The sequence below is a fragment of the Sphingomonas sp. SphC10 genome (assembly GCF_057004845.1).
The window spans coordinates 3,054,995-3,072,500 of the sequence record NZ_CM168044.1 but is presented as its reverse complement, the minus strand read 5'-3'; the positions used below and the strand labels follow the sequence as shown (position 1 = coordinate 3,072,500).

The window sequence follows — 17,506 nt, the reverse complement described above, 5'->3', positions numbered from 1 at the left end:
GGCGCCGCTGTTGAGCTGGATCGCGCTGGGACAGTTGTTCTTCGCCGCCGTGCCGCTGCACTTCGAGCTTCCCATCCTGCTGGGACATATCCGGCGGCTGATCGTCGCCAATGCGCTAGATACGATCGCGTCGATCGGGCTGCTGATCCTGGGGGCGACGGTCAGCCTGGAATGGGCGGCGATATCGCGCATCGGCTATGGGATTGTGTGGTTCGTGCTTTACGCCACGCTGATGAAGCCGCTGACCGGCTTTGCCTGGCGGGGGATGGCCAAAGTCTATGCGCAGAGCCTGATCGCCACGCTGGCGACGGTCGCGCCGCTGCTGGCCGTCTATCGCTGGGTCGCATCGCCCGAGACCGTCGGCTTCATGCTGTTGAGCGTGAGCGCGGCGGCGGGCGTGCTGGCCTGGCTGACGGTCGTCTATGCGGTGCGCCACCCGGTCCGGCGCGAGATCGATGCGATCGCCGGGGGCATCTGGGCCAAGCTGCCGGTCGGGCGGTTGCGCCGGGCGGGGTAAGGTCTGCCCCGCTTGTGAAGCGGCCCCCCGTTGCCCATAGTCGGCCCATGTCCCCGCCCCCACCCGGACTCGACGATCCCGAACAGGCGGCCTTTGCCTGGGCGCGGTTCCGCATGTTGATGGCGTGGATGACGGTTGCCGCCGCCGTCGCGGTGGCCTTCGCGATGATCGCGCTGGCCGAGGTCTATGGCCCGCTCAACGGAGTGACGATGCTGGGGGTGATTGGCGGGATCGGCGGCATGGTGATGCTGACCGGTGCGCTGATGGGGCTGGTCTTCCTCAGCTCGGGCACCGGGCATGACGAGGATGTCGACCGGCGACCATAAAAAACCGGCCCCCGCGAGCATCGCGAAGGCCGGTCCTTTATCCATCGAAAGCGTGGAAGGCGATCAGCCCGCCGCCGCCTCCGGCTCCACCGGCGCCGCCGCGCGGACGCGACGACGGCGGGGCTTTTCCTCAGGGGCCGCTTCCGCCTCGGGCGCAGCGCTCAGGGCCGGGGGCAGGCGATCGGCGTCGAAGCCGGTCTGCTCGCCCGTATCCTGCACCTCGGCGGGACGCTCGCGACGCGGACGGCCGCGACGACGGGGGGCTTCCTCCTCGGCCTGCGGGACCGAAGCGACCTCGGGGGTGATGACGGGCGCGGTCACGACCGGCTGCGCATCCTCGACCATGGCGGGCTGTTCGGCACGCATCGGGCGGCGATCCTCGCGCGGCTCACGGCGCGGGCGATCGTCGCGGTCGCGCCGGGGACGCTCTTCGCGCTGCTGATTGTCGCGCGCATAGGCTTCGCGCGGCTGGTTGTCGCGCTGGCTGTCCCTGGGCTGACGCTCACGACGCGGCTGTTCGATCTCGCCCTGCTGCTCGCCGGGACGGATGGGATCGCCCTCGTCGCCATAATCCTCGGCGTCGTTGTCGAAGCCGTCGTCATACTGGTCGTCGCGCGATTCCTCGCGCTGGCGGCGCTGATTCTGCTCCTCGAAGCGCGAGCGGGTTTCGCTCAGCACCCGGAAATAGTGATCGGCGAACTGCCAGTAATATTCGGTGTTGACCCGGTCGCCCTGACGCTGCGCCTCGGTCGCCAGATTCTTGTACTTCTCGTACAGCTGGCTGGCGTTGCCGCGCGCGCGGTTGTCGATGCGATTGCCATTGTCGGAACGGCCGGGATTGCCGCCCGGACGCTGCCCACCATTGTTGTTGCCGCCACGACCGCGACGGCGGCCGGCCTGCCGATTATTGATCAAGCTGTTCGTCCTTAGTCGTCAAACCAACAAGGTCCACTTTTTCCGACCCACTCTTCCCGACATCGCGCGCGGTTCGCGCGATGCGAAGCTGTCGCACCCGATTTCGGGCGCTGCCACGGCCGCCGGACAGCAGCGACTACATGACGAAGGGTATGGGCATCGGCCCGACATCCTGCGACCCCGAAAAACCGGTGAGAGTGCCAGATGTTCGCGTGCCCCTGTGCCCGCTCTAGCGGGTCGGACCTAGGTCCTTCAAGTGAAATATAGGGCATCACGCGCGATTGTTCAATGCGCCAGCAAGGCACGCGGTCGCCCGCCCAGATCGCGGTGCAGCGTTACCGCAAAGCCTTGATCCGCCAGCAAAGCCGTCACCGCCCCGGCCTGTTCATGCCCGATCTCGACCACCGCCGCCCCGCCGGGGGCGAGCAGGCGGCGCAGTTCGGGGGCGAGCAGCCGGTAATCGTCCAGCCCGTCCGGCCCGGCGAAGAGTGCGGTGCCGGGCTCGTAATCGCGCACCTCTGGCGAGAGCGGCTCGGCCGTTCCGATATAGGGCGGGTTGGTGACGATGCAGTCGAACGGCCCCGCCAGCCCGGTCGCCCAGTCGCCGCACACGAACCGCGCCCGGTCGGCCAGCCCACAGGCCGCGGCGTTGGCGACGGCGTATCGCAACGCTTGCGGGGAACGGTCGACACCCAGCCCCTTCGTGTCGCGCCACTCGTCGAGAAGGGCGAGCAGCAACGTGCCCGGCCCGGTGCCCAGGTCGAGCAGGGTGGCTGGGGCACGCCCCCGGAAGTGCCGGAGCGCCGCATCGACCAGCGTCTCGCTATCGACGCGGGGAACCAGCGCGCCGGGGCCGACCATCAGGTCCAGCGTCCAGAAACCACGTGTACCGGTGATATAGGCGACCGGCTCCTGGCGCGCGCGGCGCTCGACCAGCGGCCAGAAGCTGTCGGGGACGGGCCGGGTCAGGTCGAGCAGCAGGGCGTTGCGCTCGATCCCTAGGGCGTGGGCGAGCAGCAGTTCCGCGTCGAGCCGCGCCGTGGGGGAGAAGGTAAACCGCTCGGCAGCTTGCGCGAGCGCGGTACGGGCGTCCGTCAACTTATCGACCGGCAGACGAATAAAGAAAATTGGTTCGCGCAGAGGCGCAGAGGGCGCGGAGGTGTCTCGTGTCGGGCGACGTGCGGGCATCAGTCGACGTCAGAAACGAAGAGCCTGCGGCGCCGCAAATCCTCTCTCTCTGCGTCCTCTGCGCCTCTGCGCGAACATCACCCATCGAGCGCGGCGAGCCGTTCGGCTTCATCCTCCGCCAGCAGCGCGCCGATCAGTTCGTCCAGTTCGCCCTCCAGGATTTCGGGCAGGCGGTGCAGCGTCAGGTTGATCCGGTGATCGGTCACGCGGCCCTGCGGAAAATTGTACGTCCGGATCCGCTCTGACCGATCGCCCGAGCCGACCATCGACCGCCGAGTGCCCGCGCGTTCCGCCGCCAGCCGCTCGCGTTCGGCTTCGTAGAGACGGGTGCGCAACACCTTCATCGCCTTGGCGCGGTTCTTGTGCTGCGAGCGTTCGTCCTGCTGGATCACGACCAGCCCGGTCGGGATATGGGTGATGCGGATCGCCGAGTCGGTGGTGTTGACGTGCTGTCCGCCCGCGCCCGACGAGCGATAGATGTCGATGCGCAGGTCCTTGTCGTCGATCTGGAGATCGACCTCCTCTGCTTCGGGGAGCACCGCGACGGTCGCCGCCGAGGTGTGGATGCGCCCGCCCGATTCGGTGACGGGCACGCGCTGGACGCGGTGGACGCCCGATTCGAACTTCAGCTTGGCGAACACGCCCGCCCCCGCGACCGAGGCGACGACTTCCTTATAGCCGCCGGTATCGGGCACCGAGGCGGAGATGACCTCGACCCGCCAGCCCTGCCGCTCGGCATAACGCTGGTACATGCGGAACAGGTCGCCCGCGAACAAAGCCGCCTCGTCGCCGCCGGTCCCGGCGCGGATTTCCAGCATCGCGGCGCGTTCGTCGGCGGCGTCGCGCGGCAGCAGGGCCAGCGCCAAATGGCGATCCGCCGCCGCCAGCGCATTGCGGTTGGCGTGGAGCTCCTCTGCCGCCAGCTCGCGCAGTTCGTCGTCGCCGTCCTGCGTCATGAACGCCAGGCTGTCGGCCTCCTGCCGCAACCGACGCACCTCGGCGGCGGCATTGGCAACCGGCTCCAGCTCGGCATATTCCTTCGACACCGCGACGAAGCGGTCCGAGGGCAGCTCGCCGGTGGCCATCATCGCCTGCAATTCGTCGCGTCGCGCCTCGATCTGCGCGATGCGCTCGGCCGAGATGGTTTTCATCGCGGCGTCAGACGCTGCGCCAATGGGGGAAGCTGCTCGCCATGATCCTCGGCGATCTCATCCTCGAACAGCAGGTCGGACAGGCTCTGCGCCACCATGTCGAGCGACACCTTGGCCTGCTCGCCGGTCTTCAGCGCCTTGACCTGCACTTGACCGTTCGCCAGCTCGTCATCGCCCAGAATCAGCGCATAGCGGGCGCCCTGGTCGTTCGCCTTGGCCATGCGACGCTTCATATTGCCGCGAAACGCCATGTCGGTGGCGACGTCCGCGCGGCGCAGCTCGGCGACGAGGCCCGTCGCACGCAATTCCGCCGCCGCACCCATCGGTACCACGACCGCATCGATCCCCGGCTTCTCCGGTTCGTCGAGCAACATCGCCAGCCGTTCGACCCCGGCCGCCCAGCCCACGCCTGCCGTGGCGGGTCCGCCAAGCGACTCGATCAGTCCGTCATAGCGCCCCCCCGCCAGCACGGTGCCCTGCGATCCCAGCCGGTCGGTCACGAACTCGAACGCGGTGTGGCGATAATAATCGAGCCCCCGCACCAGCCGCGCATTGCGCGTCCAGGCGACCCCCGCCGCGTCCAGTCCCGCCGTCACCGCCTCGAAGAACGCGCGCGCCTCGGGCGTCAGATAGGCGTCGATATCGGGCGCGGCATCGGCGATCGGCCGGTCGCGCGGGTCCTTCGAGTCGAGGATGCGCAGCGGATTCTTCTCCAGCCGCACCAGGCTGTCCTCGGACAGCTGATCCCGGTGCGCCTCGAAATGCGCGACCAGCGCATCGCGCCAGGCGTCACGCGTTTCCGCATCGCCCAGCGTGTTGAGCTGCAGCGTCACGCCCTCGGCGATACCCAGTTCGCGCAGCAACTGGTCGGCCATCACCAGCAGCTCGACATCCGCCGCCGGTTCGGGCGCGCCCAAAATCTCGGCGTCGATCTGGTGGAACTGGCGATAGCGGCCCTTTTGCGGGCGCTCGTAACGGAACACCGCACCCGAGGTGACGAGCTTGAGCGGCGCATATTGCTGCCACCCCTCGGTCAGATAGGCGCGCGCGATCCCGGCGGTGAATTCGGGCCGCAGGGTCAGCAGGTCGCCGCCGCGATCGGGGAAGGTGTACATTTCCTTCGACACGACATCGGTCGTCTCGCCGATCGAACGGGCAAAGACCTGCGTATCCTCGAACACCGGCAGGTCGAGCCGCTGGAAGGCGTAGAGGCCGTGGACATGCTCGAAGGTGCTCAGCACCTGCGCAAAGCGGCGCTGTTCGTCGCCGAAGATGTCCTGCGTGCCGCGCACGCGCTTGGGGGTTTCGATCCGTGCCATAGAGGTGGCGCTATCTAAGGTAGCGAGCGCCGCTGCGCTAGAGTGCGATCACCCGTCCCTGGACAACCAATCCGCCAGTGCCAGTTTGGTCGTGGGACGCGTCTCCGCGCACATGCTGTGCCGCATGATCTCCAGCGCCCAGCGGCGATGATCGTCGCTCTCGCTGGCCACCGTATCGCCCGGCACCCACAGGTCGTACTCCCGCATATGCGCATCGGCGGCGGTGAACAGCACGCAGATATCCGCCGCCACCCCGGTCAGGATGACGCGGCTGACGCCCAGTTGCGGCAGCAGCACCGGCAGGTTGGTGGCATAGAAGCCCGAAAATTGCGGCTTCACGATGAAATAGTCGCTGTCGCGCGGCCGGAGCGCGGCAATCAACGCACGGCCGGGGCTGTCCTCACGGTCGCAATGCGCGACGATCGAGGAGCGTTCGGAATGCCAATGGCCGAAATTGTCGTTGACGTAGATGACCGGCACGCCCGCTTCGTCCGCCGCCGCCCGCAACGCGACAATCCGCCGCGCCGCCGCCTCGGCCGTTGCGCGCAGATCCTCCCCACCCTCGAAGTTCAGGTCGTTGATCATGTCGATAATGATCAGTGCGGCGGCATGGGGGGCAGTGTCGGGCATGGCGGCAACATGTCACACCACGCACCCTAAAGCCTTGATCTGCTTGAATTACACTTCCCCATCGACGGTGAGGCCGAACAATTTGAACCGAACCAGCAACGATATTGGACCAATCGGTTGACCGCATTCCCAAGCGATTGAAGCAAAGACGAAAATCTCATTGGAATACATGCAAGATGCCAATGTCTTTTATTTTCGGTAATACAAGATTTACCGAAGTGTTTATAGGGTCAGGACCGCCGGAGTTTACCATGCCTGACCGCCAAGAACTTGAGGAATCGCTTTCCCGCCTCGCCACTTCGAACCGATTGCCGCCCCACCTTGAGCGGCAATTCGATTGCGATCGCGCCGATAGTTCTCGCAGCCAGGTCGCCTATGTCCTTGTCACCCTTCTGGTTCTGACACTGTTCGGCTTGGTGGCGGATGCGCGCATCGGCGTTTTGAATCTGTCTCTCCACTGGAAGCTGAGCCTGCAATTGCCCGCCATCGCGCTGGGGCTGTGGCTCGTGGCGCAGCGGCGAATCGCACCGGCCCATATGTGGCTGGCCGGGGCGATCCCGCTGGTCATCACCGTCGCGCTGGTCACCCGCCTGTCACTGGCGGTACCACCACCCCTGTCCGAGCGGCTGGCCACGACCGCGCTGGTGGCGGCCTTTGCCACCAACCTCGTCCTGCCGATCAGGACGCACGCGGCGATCCTGGTGTCGCTCGCCAATATCGCCGCCTATCTGGGCCTGCCCTTCGCCATTGCCCCCTGGACCCCGCTGCTCCAGTCGGTCGACATCCTGATCTTTCACAGTGCGATGATCCTGGCGACGCCGGTAGGCGGCTTTTTCTACGAGCGGGTGCAGAAGGAGCGTTTCCTGCTGACCCTGATCCAGCACCGGCAGAGCAGCGAGCTGGAAGCCGCGGTCCAAGAGCTGACCCGCATGTCCCTCTGCGATCCGCTGACCGGGGCGGGTAACCGGCGCAGCCTGGACGCACGCTATCCCGAATTGTGGCAGGCCGCCCGGACGCGCGGCGAGGCGTTCAGCCTGATCCTGATCGATGTCGATCATTTCAAGCTGTTCAACGATTCGGCCGGACATGCGGCGGGCGACCTGTGCCTGCAGGCGGTGACGAAAACGATCGCCGCCGCCCGCTGCCCGATCGAGCAGGTCACCCGCTGCGGCGGCGAGGAGTTCGCCCTGCTGGTCCCCGGTGCCGACCTGAGGGTTGCGGAGGCCGTTCGTCGCCATGTCGAGGCCATGGCGATGCCGCATCCCGGCCTGCCCCCCGGCCGCATCGTCACGGTCAGCATCGGGCAGGCGATCCTCTATCCGGGCCGCACCACCACCAGCCAGGACGATCTGTTCCGATCGGCGGACGACGCGCTCTACCGGGCCAAGCGGGACGGGCGCAATCGCGTGGCCATCGCCGAGGACGAATTGCGCGCCGTGGGGTGAGCCGGTTTCCCCCATGGCCAAGTTCGCTCGCTGCGCGTTAAGTCCTGCTCATGACCACTCCCCGCTGGCAGCGCCTGCAAACCCGTATCGGCGATCGGATCGCGCCGCCGCGTTTCCTGCTGTTCGCGCTGATCCTGATCGGGGCGGCTGGGGGGCTGGTGCCGGTTCTGGGCATGACGCGGGGTATCCTCGCCGGGTTCGATGCCGCCGCGCTTCTGTTCATCGGGTCGCTCATCCCGCTGCTGCGGCAGGGGCAGGCCGCGAAGATGCGCGCCCGTGCTGCGCGCAACGACGCCAATCGCGCCGTCCTTCTCGTTTTTTGCGGGATCGTGCTGTTCGTCGTGCTGGTCGCGGTCGGCGGCGAGTTGCGTGGGCGGAGCAGCACCGTCACCGTCGCGCTGGTCGTCGGCACGCTGATCCTCGCCTGGCTGTTCTCCAACATCGTCTATGCGCTGCATTATGCGCACCTTTATTACAGCGCGGATGGCGGCGGCGATGCGGGCGGTCTGCAATTCCCCGACACGGCCGAGCCCGATTATTGGGATTTCCTGTATTTCTCGGTGACGCTGGGCATGACCTTCCAGACCAGCGACGTGTCGATCGCCTCGCGCCGGATGCGACGGGTGGTGACCGGCCAGTGCCTGGCGGCCTTCATCTTCAACCTCGGCGTCATCGCCTTTACCGTCAACGTGTTGGGCGGCGGCGGCGGATAGGGGACCGCCAAAAGGGTCTGGACGACTGGCCTATCGGGTGCCTAACCTGCCGCCATCTCCCCGTCGCCGCAAAAGGCCTTTCATGATCCGCCACCCGCTTCGTTCCGTGTTCGTCGGCTCGCTGCTCGCCTCCTCCGCTGCTGCTGTCGCCCAAGTCCCGCCGGGCAACTCCGCGCCCGCCGCCGCGGCTCCCTTCGTCAACACCATCCCCGATGCGGTCGACACGCCCTATCCGGGCACGATCAAGCTGGTCGTCGATGCCACGGATACCCAGCGCGGCATCTTCCGCGTGAAGGAGACCATCCCCGTCGCCAAGGCGGGTCCGATGGCGCTGCTATTCCCCAAATGGCTGCCCGGCGCGCACAATCCGCGCGGCGAGATCGAGAAGCTGGCGGGCCTGGTCATCAAGGCGAATGGCCGCGTCCTGCCCTGGACGCGCGATACGGTCGATGTCTTCGCCTTCCATGTCGACGTGCCGTCGGGCACGAAGGCGCTGGACCTGGAGTTCCAGTTCCTGTCGGCGACCAAGCCGGACCAGGGCCGCATCGCCGTCACCCCGACGATGATCTCGCTCCAGCCCAATTCGGTTAGCCTGTATCCGGCCGGTTATTATACCCGCCAGATCCCGATCCAGATGACCGCGATCTTCCCCACGGGTTGGACGGCGGCGGGCGCGGTCCCGGCCAAGGCGTCGGGTTCGACCTACACCTATGACACGACCAATTACGAAATCCTGGTCGATTCGCCGGTGCTGGCGGGCAAGTACGGCAAGGTCTTCCCGCTCAGCCCGCAGGTGAACCTCAACGTTTTTGCCGACAACGCTGCCGAGCTGAACGCCAAGCCCGAACAGATCGCCGCACACCAGCGGCTGGTCGATCAGGCGGTGAAGACCTTCGGCGCGCAGCATTACGACAAATATGAGTTCCTGCTGTCGATCAGCGACCAGCTGGGCGGGATCGGTCTGGAGCATCACCGCTCGTCCGAAAACGGCGTGACGCCGGGCTATTTCACCGAGTGGGATGCCGGGCCGGGCCGCCGCAACCTGTTGCCGCACGAGTTCACGCACAGCTGGGACGGCAAGTTCCGGCGCGGCGCGGACCTGTGGACCCCCGATTTCCGCACGCCGATGCGCAACTCGCTGCTCTGGGTCTATGAGGGGCAGACGCAGTTCTGGGGTTATGTGCTCCAAGCGCGCTCGGGCATGGTGTCGAAACAGGATACGCTGGACCAGTACGCCTCGATCCTCGCCATCTACGACACGGCGCCCGCGCGGCAGTGGCGCGATCTGCTCGACACCACCAACGACCCCATCATCTCGTCGCGCAAGCCCAAGGGCTGGACCAGCTGGCAGCGGTCGGAGGATTATTACAACGAAGGCCTGATGGTCTGGATGGAGGTCGATGCGATGCTCCGCCAGAAGTCGAACGGCACCAAGTCGATCGACGATTTCGCCAAGGCGTTCTTCGGCATCCGCAACGGCGACTGGGGCGAAGTGACCTATACCTTCGAGGATGTCGCCAGCACGCTGAACGGCATCGTGCCCTATGACTGGGCCGGGTTCCTGCGCCAGCGCATCACCGAGACGGGCAAGCCCGCGCCGATCAATGGCTTTGCCATGAACGGCTACAAGCTGGTCTACACGCCCGAGCCGACCCCGACTTTCAAGCAGGGCGAGAAGGGCAGCACCAACGTCACCTATTCGATCGGCCTGACGGTGGCGAACAGCGGCGACGTGACCAGTTCAATTTGGGACAGTCCGGCGTTCAAGGCGGGCATCGATGTCGGCACGCAAATCCAGGCGGTGAACGGCGAAAGCTATACCGGCGATCGGCTGAAGGCCGCGATCCTGGCCGCCAAGGACCCGAAAAAGCCGGTCAAGTTGGTGATAAAGAACCAGGATGTCTTCCGCGAGGTGACGATCGATTATACCGGCGGCCCGCGCTATCCGCGTCTGCAAAAGGTCGGCACGGGCGAGACCGGGCTGGATCGCTTGCTGACCGCTCGCTGACGCCTGTCCGACGAAGGCTTCATCCTCGTCTATCGACACGACATGGCGGGTTGCGCTATCGCGCCCGCCATTGTTTTTCCACCGGAACTCTTCCGGTATTGGCAAGAAAGACCGATTCGATGCGCATCGACCTCATTCCCGTCGGCAAGAGCCCGCCCGATGACCTCAATGTTGTGATCGAGGTGCCGACCGGCGGCGAGCCCGTGAAGTACGAGTTCGACAAGGCGTCCGGCGCACTGTTCGTCGACCGCATCCTGCACACGCCGATGCGCTATCCGGCGAATTACGGCTTCGTGCCGCACACCCTGTCGCCCGATGGCGATCCGCTCGACGCGCTGGTCGTGTCGCGCTCGCCCTTCATCCCGGGCTGCGTCGTACGTGCCCGCCCGATCGCCGTGCTGAACCTGGAAGACGAAGCCGGCGGCGACGAGAAGCTGGTCTGCGTGCCGGTCGACTCCACCTTCCCCTATTATTCGAACGTCGGCGGCCGCGACGACCTGCCCGAGATCGTGTTCCAGCAGATCGAGCACTTCTTCACCCACTATAAGGACCTGGAGAAGAAGAAGTGGGTGCGTATCGGCACCTGGGGCGACCGCGACGAGGCTCGCCGCATCGTCACCGAGGCGATCGAACGCTATGAGGACGCCAAGGCCAAGGGCGAAGAGCCCCACGACCACGACGTCCCCGGCCGCGCCTAATCCTTCCGGTTCCGGTTTGACGAAGACGCCTCGGTGCCCAGCGCACCGGGGCGTTTTTATTTCTACCTTTCTTCTACTCCCCTCCCGCAGGCGGGAGGGGTTGGGGGAGGGCCATCCCGGAGCTTGAGGAAAGGTCCATCCCGTGGCCTTCGACTGCGCTCAGGCTGAACGGAGCGGGAGTTGTGGCGGCCAAGAAGATTAGTTCGCGCGGAGGCGCGGAGAACGCGGAGGCGGCTCGCCTGCTGCTGACAGCATCCCTCCATCATCAGCCAGAGATGAAGGAATGAGGCATGCCTCGGGGCCCAACATCTCTGCGTCCTCAGCGCCTCTGCGCGAACCCTATTCCGGTCTACCGCCCCGCGAGGGTCTTCAAAGCCTCACCCGACACCCGCTGGACGGTCCACTCGTCCATCGCCTGCGCCCCCATCGCGCGGTAGAATTCCACCGCGGGCGTGTTCCAGTCGAGCACGGACCATTCGAACCGCGCCCAGCCGCGATCCCGGGCGATCCCTGCCAGATGGATCAGCAACGCCTTGCCGACCCCGGCCCCACGCGCGGAGGGCGTGACGTACAGGTCTTCGAGATACAGCCCCCGCCGCCCGGTCCAGGTCGAGAAATTGGCGAAGAACAACGCAAAGCCGACCGCCTGACCGTCCCGCTCGGCGATGACCGCCTCCGCCGCCGGAGGCACGCCGAACAGCGCCTCGGCCAGCATCGGCTCGGTGGCGACGACCGCGTCGGGCTCGCGCTCGAACGCCGCCAGTTCGCGGACAAAGCCCAATATCGTGGCGGCATCGGCGGGTTCGGCCGGGCGAAGGGTAATGCTCATAATCCGGCCTCACTCTGTGATCCGGGCGCGACAGGCCGCCGCACCGCCACCACGCACCCCGCAATGATCAGCACCGCCCCCGCCAGCGTGAACAGCGAGACATGCTCGCCGAATACCGCATAGCCCAGCCCCGCCGCCCAGACGAAGGCGGTATATTCGACCGGCGCCAGCACCTGCGCCTCGGCACGCGCATAGGCCCAGGCGAGCAGCAGCGCCGACAGGCTGCCCAGCAGCGCGGCGATCACGATGCTGGGCCATTGCTGCGCGGCGGGCCAACCCGAGACGAAGGGGGCGGCCGGCGTCATCAGCACCGCGATGACCAGCATGGTGAACAGCGCGACCTCGGCCGGGCCCGCGACCTGCGCCTGCCGCCGCAACAGCACCAGACTGACCGCATAGAGGATCGAGGCGACCAGAATGGCGAGCGAGCCCAGCACCACTTGCGTGGAGGCCTGCGCCTGCACCTCGCCGCCCGCGATCACCAGCACGCCCGCGCCCGCGATCAGCGACCCCAGGATCGCGGCGCGCCGGACCGTCTCGCCCAGCATGAAGGCGGCGAGGAACAGCGCGATCAGGGGCGAGAGAAAGGTCAGCGCGATGCTCTGCGCCATCGGCACCCGCGCCAGCCCCCAGAAGAACAGCAGCACCGAGGCGCCGCCCGTCGCCCCGCGCGCGATATGAAGGGCCAGCACCTCGCGCGCCGGCCAGCGTCCCCGCTTGGCCAGAAACAAGGCGCCGGTGATCGCCACCCCGACCCAGGACCGCCACAGCACCGCGCTATAGGCCCCGCTGTCGATCGACAGCCGCTTCATCAGCGTGTCCATCACCGAATAGATCGCGATACCCAGCGCGGCGGCGCCAAAGGCGATGACGGGAGAGGGGCGCGCGCTCATGCCGTGGCGATACCGGGGCGGCGGGGGAAAGGCGAGCACTCCGTCGCCTCTCATAACCACCCTCACCCTTCCCACCCGCTTTCGCGGGCGGGCCCCTTCCCTCTCCCCATGGGAGAGGGAGGGAGGCGCGAAGCGCCGGAAGGGTGAGGGTGTGCACTGGCCGACGGACCGATACCGGGATTAAACCCCGCCCGGCATCCGTTGCCCCTTCGAACCGAACATCAAGGGACAAAGGGAATGAAGACGCTGATCGCCGCAACGGGTCTGACGATGCTGCTGGCCGCCCCTGCGGGCGCGCAGGTCACCGCCTCGGTCGGCGCGGACTATGCGTCGGGCCAATACGGCACCAGCCAGGAGGTGCGCAGCGCCAGTTCCACCGCCACGCTGCGCGCCAAGCGGAAGCGGGTGACGGTGTTCGCCGCACTGCCCTATGTGCAGGTCGATGCGCCGGGCAATGTCGTCGCGCCCGGCGGGCCGCTGGGCCTGCCGATCCTGGTCGATCCCACCAAGCCCGCCACCCGCGTGAAGCGCAGCGGGCTGGGCGATGCGGTGGTCGGCGCCTCGGTCCAACTGGTGCCGCCGCGTCGCCATCACCTGGCGCTGGCCCTGACCGGCAGCGCCAAGCTGCCCACTGCCTCGGCCTCGCGCGGGCTGGGCACGGGCAAGGCGGATTATTCGATCGTGGCGGAGGCAGCGGTGCCGGGCAAGGTCACGCCCTTCGCGGCGGTCGGCCACACCTTTGTCGGCCAGCCCGATGGCTATAGCCTGCGCGACGTGACCAGCGCGCGCGGCGGCGTGGCGGTCGGGATCGGCAAGGCGAGCGAGGTCAGCGTCTCGTACAATTACGCCTCGCGAGTGAGCGATCAGGTCGCCGACCGGCAGGAAATCGGCGCGGGGCTCGACACCGCATTGTCGCAGCGCCTGTCGCTGGGCGTGCAGGGCAGCGCCGGGGTCAGCAAGGGCGCGCCCGATATGGGTGCAGGCGTGCGGCTGGGGTTGCGGCTGTAACGCTATCCTCCCCGGTACGGGGAGGGGGACCGCCGCGAAGCGGTGGTGGAGGGGGAGTGCCGCTAGGCGAGTCCTTTGTGGAGTCCCCCTCCTTCAGGGCTGCGCCCTGCCACCTCCCCGTGCCGGGGAGGATTAGGGATATACCAGCATTTGCCGGTACCAAGGCAGGATATGCTCGCGGAGCAGTGGGGCCAGCGTCAGGGTTTCCACCGTCGCCGCATCCACCCAGATCGCTTCTTCGATCTCCGCTGCCGGAACCGGTACGTGCGTGCTGCGCAGGTGGAAGACCGTCGCGTCGATCCGGTGCCCCGGCTCATTCGCCGCCGCCGCCGCGAACCGGCCGACCGGCCGCAAATCGTCCACATCCGCGCGCAGCCCGATTTCCTCGTCCAGTTCGCGGATCAGCGCGGCGGCGGGGTCCTCGCCCGGTTCGATCTTGCCGCCCGCCTGCATGAAGCAGGACGTGCCCGCCTTGCGCACCAGCAGCAATCGCCCCGCCCCGTCGTCGATCAGGGCGGCGGCGATACGGATGACGGCGGGCATTACTCCGCCGCGATCGCCGCCTTGGCGATATCGGCCGCTTCCAGTTCGGCGGCCTTGGCCTCGACCAGCTTGACGATATGCTCGACCATGTCGGCATCCTCGACCGTGTGGTCGGTCAGGCCCGACAGATAGACCATGTGCTTGCCGTTGCCGCCGCCGGTCACGCCGATATCGGTCTCGCGCGCTTCGCCGGGGCCGTTGACGACGCAGCCCAGCACCGACAGCGACATGGGCGTGCGGATATGCTGGAGCCGTTCCTCCAGCACCTGCACGGTGCGGATCACATCGAAGCCTTGCCGCGCGCAGGACGGACAGGATACGACGCGCACGCCGCGATTGCGGATGCCCAGCGCCTTCAGGATCTCGAAGCCGACGCGCACCTCTTCCTCGGGCTCGGCCGAAAGCGAGACGCGGATCGTGTCGCCAATTCCGAACCACAGGAGCGAGCCGATGCCGATCGAGGACTTGACCGTCCCGCCGATCAGCCCGCCCGCCTCGGTGATCCCCAGGTGCAGCGGGCAGTCGGTCGCCTCGGCCAGCCCCTGATAGGCGGCCACCGCCAGGAAGACGTCGGATGCCTTCACCGCGACCTTATATTCGTGGAAATCATGGTCCTGGAGCAGCTTGATATGGTCGAGCGCCGATTCGACCAGCGCCTCGGGGCATGGCTCGCCATACTTTTCCAGCAGGTCCTTCTCCAGCGACCCGGCATTCACGCCGATTCGGATGGCGCAGCCATTGGCCTTGGCGGCGCGGACGACTTCGGCGACGCGCTCGGACGAGCCGATATTGCCCGGATTGATGCGCAGGCACGCCGCGCCCGCATCGGCGGCTTCCAGCGCGCGCTTATAGTGGAAATGGATGTCCGCGACGATGGGAACGCGCGCCGCCTTGGTGATCTTGGCCAGCGCGGCGGTCGAATCGGTGTCGGGGCAGGAGACGCGGATGATGTCCGCCCCCGCCTCTTCGCAGCGCCGGATCTGGTTGATCGTGGCGACCGGATCGCTGGTCGGCGTGTTGGTCATGGTCTGCACGGTCACGGGGGCGTCGCCGCCCACGGGCACGTTGCCCACCATGATCTGACGGCTTTGGCGGCGGACGATATCACGCCAGGGACGAATGGACATGGACCGCTATATACGCGCAGCGAGTTGCGGTTCAAAGTCAGTGCTGTACCAGACCGCCAAATGACCGCCGCCGCCCCCATCCCCCGCCATTACGGCCTAGACTGGTTGCGGATCGGCGCCTTCGCCATCCTGATCCTCTATCATATCGGCATGGTGTTCGTGCCCTGGGGCTTTCACGTCCAACTGGCGCGGCTGCCCTGGGTGGCGATCCCGATGCTGGCGAGCAATCCGTGGCGGCTGATGCTGCTGTTCGTCGTATCAGGCTATGCCACGCGCGCGCTGGCGGTGCGGCATCCCAGCGTCTTCAGCTTCGCGCGGGGGCGCAGCATCCGGCTGCTGGTGCCGCTGCTCTTCGGCGTCTGCGTGCTGGTGCCGCCGCAGATCTGGGCCGAGCTGGCGAGCAAATATGGCTATGCCGGATCCTATTGGACCTTCTGGATGCGGGACTGGCTGGGCTTTCGGGCGATCGGGGGCGTGGTGCCGACGCCCGCCTGGAATCACCTTTGGTTCGTCGGCTATCTCTGGGCCTATACCATGGCGATCGCGGTCATGCTGGCGGTCGGCCATGGCCTGGCCGGGGCAGCACAGCGGCTGTTCGACCGGGTGTTCGGCGGATGGGGCGGCGCGGTGCTGCCGGTGGTCTGGCTGTTGCTGGTCGATATCCGGCTGTTTCCCGGCCAGTCGGAAACGCATGGCCTGCTCGACGACTGGCTGGCGCATGCCATCTATCTTCCTGCCCTGCTCTTCGGCTTCGGCATGGCGGGGTCGGAGCGGGTGCTGGACAGCTTCCGCCGGGGCTGGATCGTCGCCGCGCTGATCGCGCTGGCCAGCTATGCGGTCGCCGCCGGACTGGAGTGGCGCTGGCCGGGCATGGCGGGCGCGCCGCCGGGGCTGGGCATCGTCTTTGCGGGCGCGCGCGCGGTACAGGGCTGGATGGCGGTCGTCGCGCTGATCGGGGTGGCCGAGCGATTCTGGAACCGCGACCATCCCTGGCGGCGGACGCTGACCGAAGCGGTCTTCCCCTTCTATCTGATCCACCAGACGATCATCATCCTGGTCGCCTTTGCCTTGGGCGGGCTGGGCTGGCCGCTCTGGCTCGATACCATGATCCTGATCGCGGCGACGGTGGCGGGATGCTGGGCCTTTTATCTGCTCGGACGCAATGTCAGATGGCTACGGCCCCTCATAGGCTTGAGGCCGGGGGATGGCAGCAAGCCTGCGATCTGATAGGGGCGCGGGCGTTTCCCTGACAGTTTCGGAGTTTCGCCCATGTCCCCATCCTGGTCGCTGGTCATCCATGGCGGCGCGGGCCGGATCACCCGTGATGTCCTGACGCCCGAACAGGATGCAGGCGCCCGCGCCGGGCTGGACGCCGCGCTCAAGGCCGGGTCGGCGGTGCTGGCCGATGGCGGCTGCGCGCTGGACGCGGTCGAGGCGGCGGTGCGCGTGCTGGAGGACGATCCGCATTTCAACGCCGGACGCGGCGCCTGTTTCACGCGCGAGGGGACCAACGAACTCGACGCCGCGATCATGGACGGGCGCGACCGGCGGGCGGGATCGGTCGCGGGGGTGACTCGCACCCGCAATCCGGTGTCGCTCGCCCGCCAGGTGATGGAGGCGAGCCCGCATGTCCTGCTCGCCGGATCGGGCGCGGATCGCTTCTCGGTGGAACAGGGACTCGAGCAGGTCGACCCCAGCTGGTTCCACACCGACGAGCGGCGGCGCCAGCTCGACGAACTCCTCTCCCGCAACGCCGACGCCTTTGACAGCGACATGAAATACGGCACGGTCGGCGCGGTCGCCTGCGACACCCAGGGTCATGTCGCCGCCGCCACCTCGACCGGGGGCGTGACCGGCAAGCGCTGGGGGCGGATCGGCGACTCGCCTTTGGTCGGTGCGGGCACCTATGCCGACGACCGGGCCTGCGCGGTGTCGTGCACCGGATCGGGCGAGGTATTCATCCGGGTCGGCGTCGGGCATGAGATCGCCGCGCACCGCCGCTTCACCGGCGAGGATATCCAGACCGCCGCCGACACCGTGCTGGCCGAGGTCAAGGCGTTGGGCGGCACCGGCGGCACCATCGTCGCGGCACCCGACGGCGCCATCGCGTGGAGCCTGACGACGGCGGGCATGTATCGCGGCCGCGCGACTTCGGCGGGCGAACATCGGGTGGCGATCTATGCCGACGAGGGATAA

18 protein-coding genes (1 of these 18 only partly in view) are annotated in these 17,506 nt (G+C 67.2%); 9 read left to right on the top strand and 9 right to left on the bottom strand.

All coding sequences use genetic code 11. The annotated features are described in order from the left end of the window. Together ACWKSV_RS14120 and ACWKSV_RS14115 are read left to right on the top strand one after the other, a co-directional pair. A protein-coding gene (locus ACWKSV_RS14120; RefSeq protein WP_076714496.1) for an oligosaccharide flippase family protein crosses the window boundary here: on the top strand, positions 1-517 show its final stretch. The gene continues 962 nt to the left of window position 1, outside the view; the window shows 517 of its 1,479 coding nt (coding positions 963-1,479); the start codon falls outside the window, past its left edge; its stop codon occupies positions 515-517. 47 nt (positions 518-564) lie between these two features. Further along, on the top strand, positions 565-843 hold the full coding sequence (locus ACWKSV_RS14115) for a hypothetical protein (RefSeq protein WP_056438513.1): 279 nt from the start codon (positions 565-567) through the stop codon (positions 841-843). Between the two features lie 63 nt (positions 844-906). Here ACWKSV_RS14115 and ACWKSV_RS14110 read toward each other — a convergent pair whose 3' ends face one another. The 5 genes from ACWKSV_RS14110 to ACWKSV_RS14090 form a co-directional block, all read right to left on the bottom strand. Then, positions 907-1,758, bottom strand: a complete 852-nt coding sequence (locus ACWKSV_RS14110; RefSeq protein ID WP_076714494.1) for a DUF4167 domain-containing protein — start codon at positions 1,756-1,758, stop codon at positions 907-909. Between the two features lie 285 nt (positions 1,759-2,043). After that, complete coding sequence (gene prmC, locus ACWKSV_RS14105) at positions 2,044-2,856, bottom strand: peptide chain release factor N(5)-glutamine methyltransferase (protein WP_076714492.1); 813 nt, start codon at positions 2,854-2,856, stop codon at positions 2,044-2,046. Between the two features lie 167 nt (positions 2,857-3,023). Next, complete coding sequence (gene prfA / locus ACWKSV_RS14100; protein ID WP_056438521.1) at positions 3,024-4,097, bottom strand: peptide chain release factor 1; 1,074 nt, start codon at positions 4,095-4,097, stop codon at positions 3,024-3,026. Further along, positions 4,094-5,416, bottom strand: a complete 1,323-nt coding sequence (gene hisS, locus ACWKSV_RS14095) for a histidine--tRNA ligase (RefSeq protein WP_076714490.1) — start codon at positions 5,414-5,416, stop codon at positions 4,094-4,096. Before hisS ends, prfA begins: the two co-directional genes overlap by 4 nt. Before the next feature lie 48 nt (positions 5,417-5,464). Beyond that, positions 5,465-6,046 (bottom strand): cysteine hydrolase family protein, encoded by a 582-nt coding sequence (locus ACWKSV_RS14090; RefSeq protein ID WP_076714488.1) that lies wholly within the window; start codon positions 6,044-6,046, stop codon positions 5,465-5,467. 308 nt (positions 6,047-6,354) lie between these two features. On the opposite strand from ACWKSV_RS14090, the gene ACWKSV_RS14085 reads away from it, so the two are divergent. The 4 genes from ACWKSV_RS14085 to ppa all read left to right on the top strand — a co-directional run bounded on the left by ACWKSV_RS14085 (position 6,355) and on the right by ppa (position 10,910). Then, entirely contained in the window at positions 6,355-7,491 is a 1,137-nt protein-coding gene (locus ACWKSV_RS14085) for a GGDEF domain-containing protein (RefSeq protein ID WP_076714486.1), read from the top strand. Positions 7,492-7,541: 50 nt separating this feature from the next. After that, positions 7,542-8,204 (top strand): DUF1345 domain-containing protein, encoded by a 663-nt coding sequence (locus ACWKSV_RS14080; protein WP_076714484.1) that lies wholly within the window; start codon positions 7,542-7,544, stop codon positions 8,202-8,204. Positions 8,205-8,286: 82 nt separating this feature from the next. Further along, positions 8,287-10,212 carry a M61 family metallopeptidase gene (locus tag ACWKSV_RS14075; RefSeq protein ID WP_076714482.1) on the top strand — a complete coding sequence of 642 codons (1,926 nt, stop codon included), beginning with the start codon at positions 8,287-8,289 and terminating at the stop codon, positions 10,210-10,212. A 119-nt stretch (positions 10,213-10,331) separates the two neighbouring features. Continuing rightward, complete coding sequence (gene ppa / locus ACWKSV_RS14070; protein ID WP_056438535.1) at positions 10,332-10,910, top strand: inorganic diphosphatase; 579 nt, start codon at positions 10,332-10,334, stop codon at positions 10,908-10,910. A gap of 349 nt (positions 10,911-11,259) precedes the next feature. Here the strand turns inward: ppa and ACWKSV_RS14065 are convergent, their stop codons facing one another. Both ACWKSV_RS14065 and ACWKSV_RS14060 read right to left on the bottom strand, forming a co-directional pair. Further along, entirely contained in the window at positions 11,260-11,739 is a 480-nt protein-coding gene (locus ACWKSV_RS14065) for a GNAT family N-acetyltransferase (protein WP_076714480.1), read from the bottom strand. Continuing rightward, positions 11,736-12,632: a DMT family transporter gene (locus ACWKSV_RS14060; protein ID WP_076714478.1), complete on the bottom strand. Its 897-nt coding sequence runs from the start codon at positions 12,630-12,632 to the stop codon at positions 11,736-11,738. Before ACWKSV_RS14060 ends, ACWKSV_RS14065 begins: the two co-directional genes overlap by 4 nt. Positions 12,633-12,869: 237 nt before the next feature. Here ACWKSV_RS14060 and ACWKSV_RS14055 point away from each other — a divergent pair, with 237 nt between their 5' ends. Next, on the top strand, positions 12,870-13,640 hold the full coding sequence (locus ACWKSV_RS14055) for a transporter (RefSeq protein ID WP_076714476.1): 771 nt from the start codon (positions 12,870-12,872) through the stop codon (positions 13,638-13,640). A gap of 132 nt (positions 13,641-13,772) precedes the next feature. Here the strand turns inward: ACWKSV_RS14055 and ACWKSV_RS14050 are convergent, their stop codons facing one another. Beyond that, positions 13,773-14,183, bottom strand: coding sequence for an NUDIX hydrolase (locus ACWKSV_RS14050; protein ID WP_076714474.1), 411 nt, complete (start codon positions 14,181-14,183; stop codon positions 13,773-13,775). Further along, positions 14,183-15,310, bottom strand: a complete 1,128-nt coding sequence (gene ispG / locus ACWKSV_RS14045) for a flavodoxin-dependent (E)-4-hydroxy-3-methylbut-2-enyl-diphosphate synthase (RefSeq protein ID WP_056438549.1) — start codon at positions 15,308-15,310, stop codon at positions 14,183-14,185. Before ispG ends, ACWKSV_RS14050 begins: the two co-directional genes overlap by 1 nt. A gap of 60 nt (positions 15,311-15,370) precedes the next feature. Between ispG and ACWKSV_RS14040 the strand changes: the two genes are divergently transcribed. Together ACWKSV_RS14040 and ACWKSV_RS14035 are read left to right on the top strand one after the other, a co-directional pair. Then, the gene (locus ACWKSV_RS14040; protein WP_172839613.1) at positions 15,371-16,537 is read left to right on the top strand and encodes an acyltransferase family protein; all 1,167 of its coding nucleotides are present in this window, start codon (positions 15,371-15,373) and stop codon (positions 16,535-16,537) included. A 42-nt stretch (positions 16,538-16,579) separates the two neighbouring features. Further along, positions 16,580-17,506 carry an isoaspartyl peptidase/L-asparaginase family protein gene (locus tag ACWKSV_RS14035; protein ID WP_076714472.1) on the top strand — a complete coding sequence of 309 codons (927 nt, stop codon included), beginning with the start codon at positions 16,580-16,582 and terminating at the stop codon, positions 17,504-17,506.

Bases quoted from the DNA above. Each gene is read 5' to 3' on its own strand.
- ACWKSV_RS14115 (WP_056438513.1), top strand. From the start codon at position 565: ATGTCCCCGCCCCCACCCGGACTCGACGATCCCGAACAGGCGGCCTTT.
- prfA (WP_056438521.1), bottom strand. From the start codon at position 4,097: ATGAAAACCATCTCGGCCGAGCGCATCGCGCAGATCGAGGCGCGACGC.
- hisS (WP_076714490.1), bottom strand. From the start codon at position 5,416: ATGGCACGGATCGAAACCCCCAAGCGCGTGCGCGGCACGCAGGACATC.
- ACWKSV_RS14090 (WP_076714488.1), bottom strand. From the start codon at position 6,046: ATGCCCGACACTGCCCCCCATGCCGCCGCACTGATCATTATCGACATG.
- ACWKSV_RS14080 (WP_076714484.1), top strand. From the start codon at position 7,542: ATGACCACTCCCCGCTGGCAGCGCCTGCAAACCCGTATCGGCGATCGG.
- ACWKSV_RS14075 (WP_076714482.1), top strand. From the start codon at position 8,287: ATGATCCGCCACCCGCTTCGTTCCGTGTTCGTCGGCTCGCTGCTCGCC.
- ppa (WP_056438535.1), top strand. From the start codon at position 10,332: ATGCGCATCGACCTCATTCCCGTCGGCAAGAGCCCGCCCGATGACCTC.
- ACWKSV_RS14065 (WP_076714480.1), bottom strand. From the start codon at position 11,739: ATGAGCATTACCCTTCGCCCGGCCGAACCCGCCGATGCCGCCACGATA.
- ACWKSV_RS14060 (WP_076714478.1), bottom strand. From the start codon at position 12,632: ATGAGCGCGCGCCCCTCTCCCGTCATCGCCTTTGGCGCCGCCGCGCTG.
- ACWKSV_RS14055 (WP_076714476.1), top strand. From the start codon at position 12,870: ATGAAGACGCTGATCGCCGCAACGGGTCTGACGATGCTGCTGGCCGCC.
- ACWKSV_RS14050 (WP_076714474.1), bottom strand. From the start codon at position 14,183: ATGCCCGCCGTCATCCGTATCGCCGCCGCCCTGATCGACGACGGGGCG.
- ispG (WP_056438549.1), bottom strand. From the start codon at position 15,310: ATGTCCATTCGTCCCTGGCGTGATATCGTCCGCCGCCAAAGCCGTCAG.
- ACWKSV_RS14040 (WP_172839613.1), top strand. From the start codon at position 15,371: ATGACCGCCGCCGCCCCCATCCCCCGCCATTACGGCCTAGACTGGTTG.
- ACWKSV_RS14035 (WP_076714472.1), top strand. From the start codon at position 16,580: ATGTCCCCATCCTGGTCGCTGGTCATCCATGGCGGCGCGGGCCGGATC.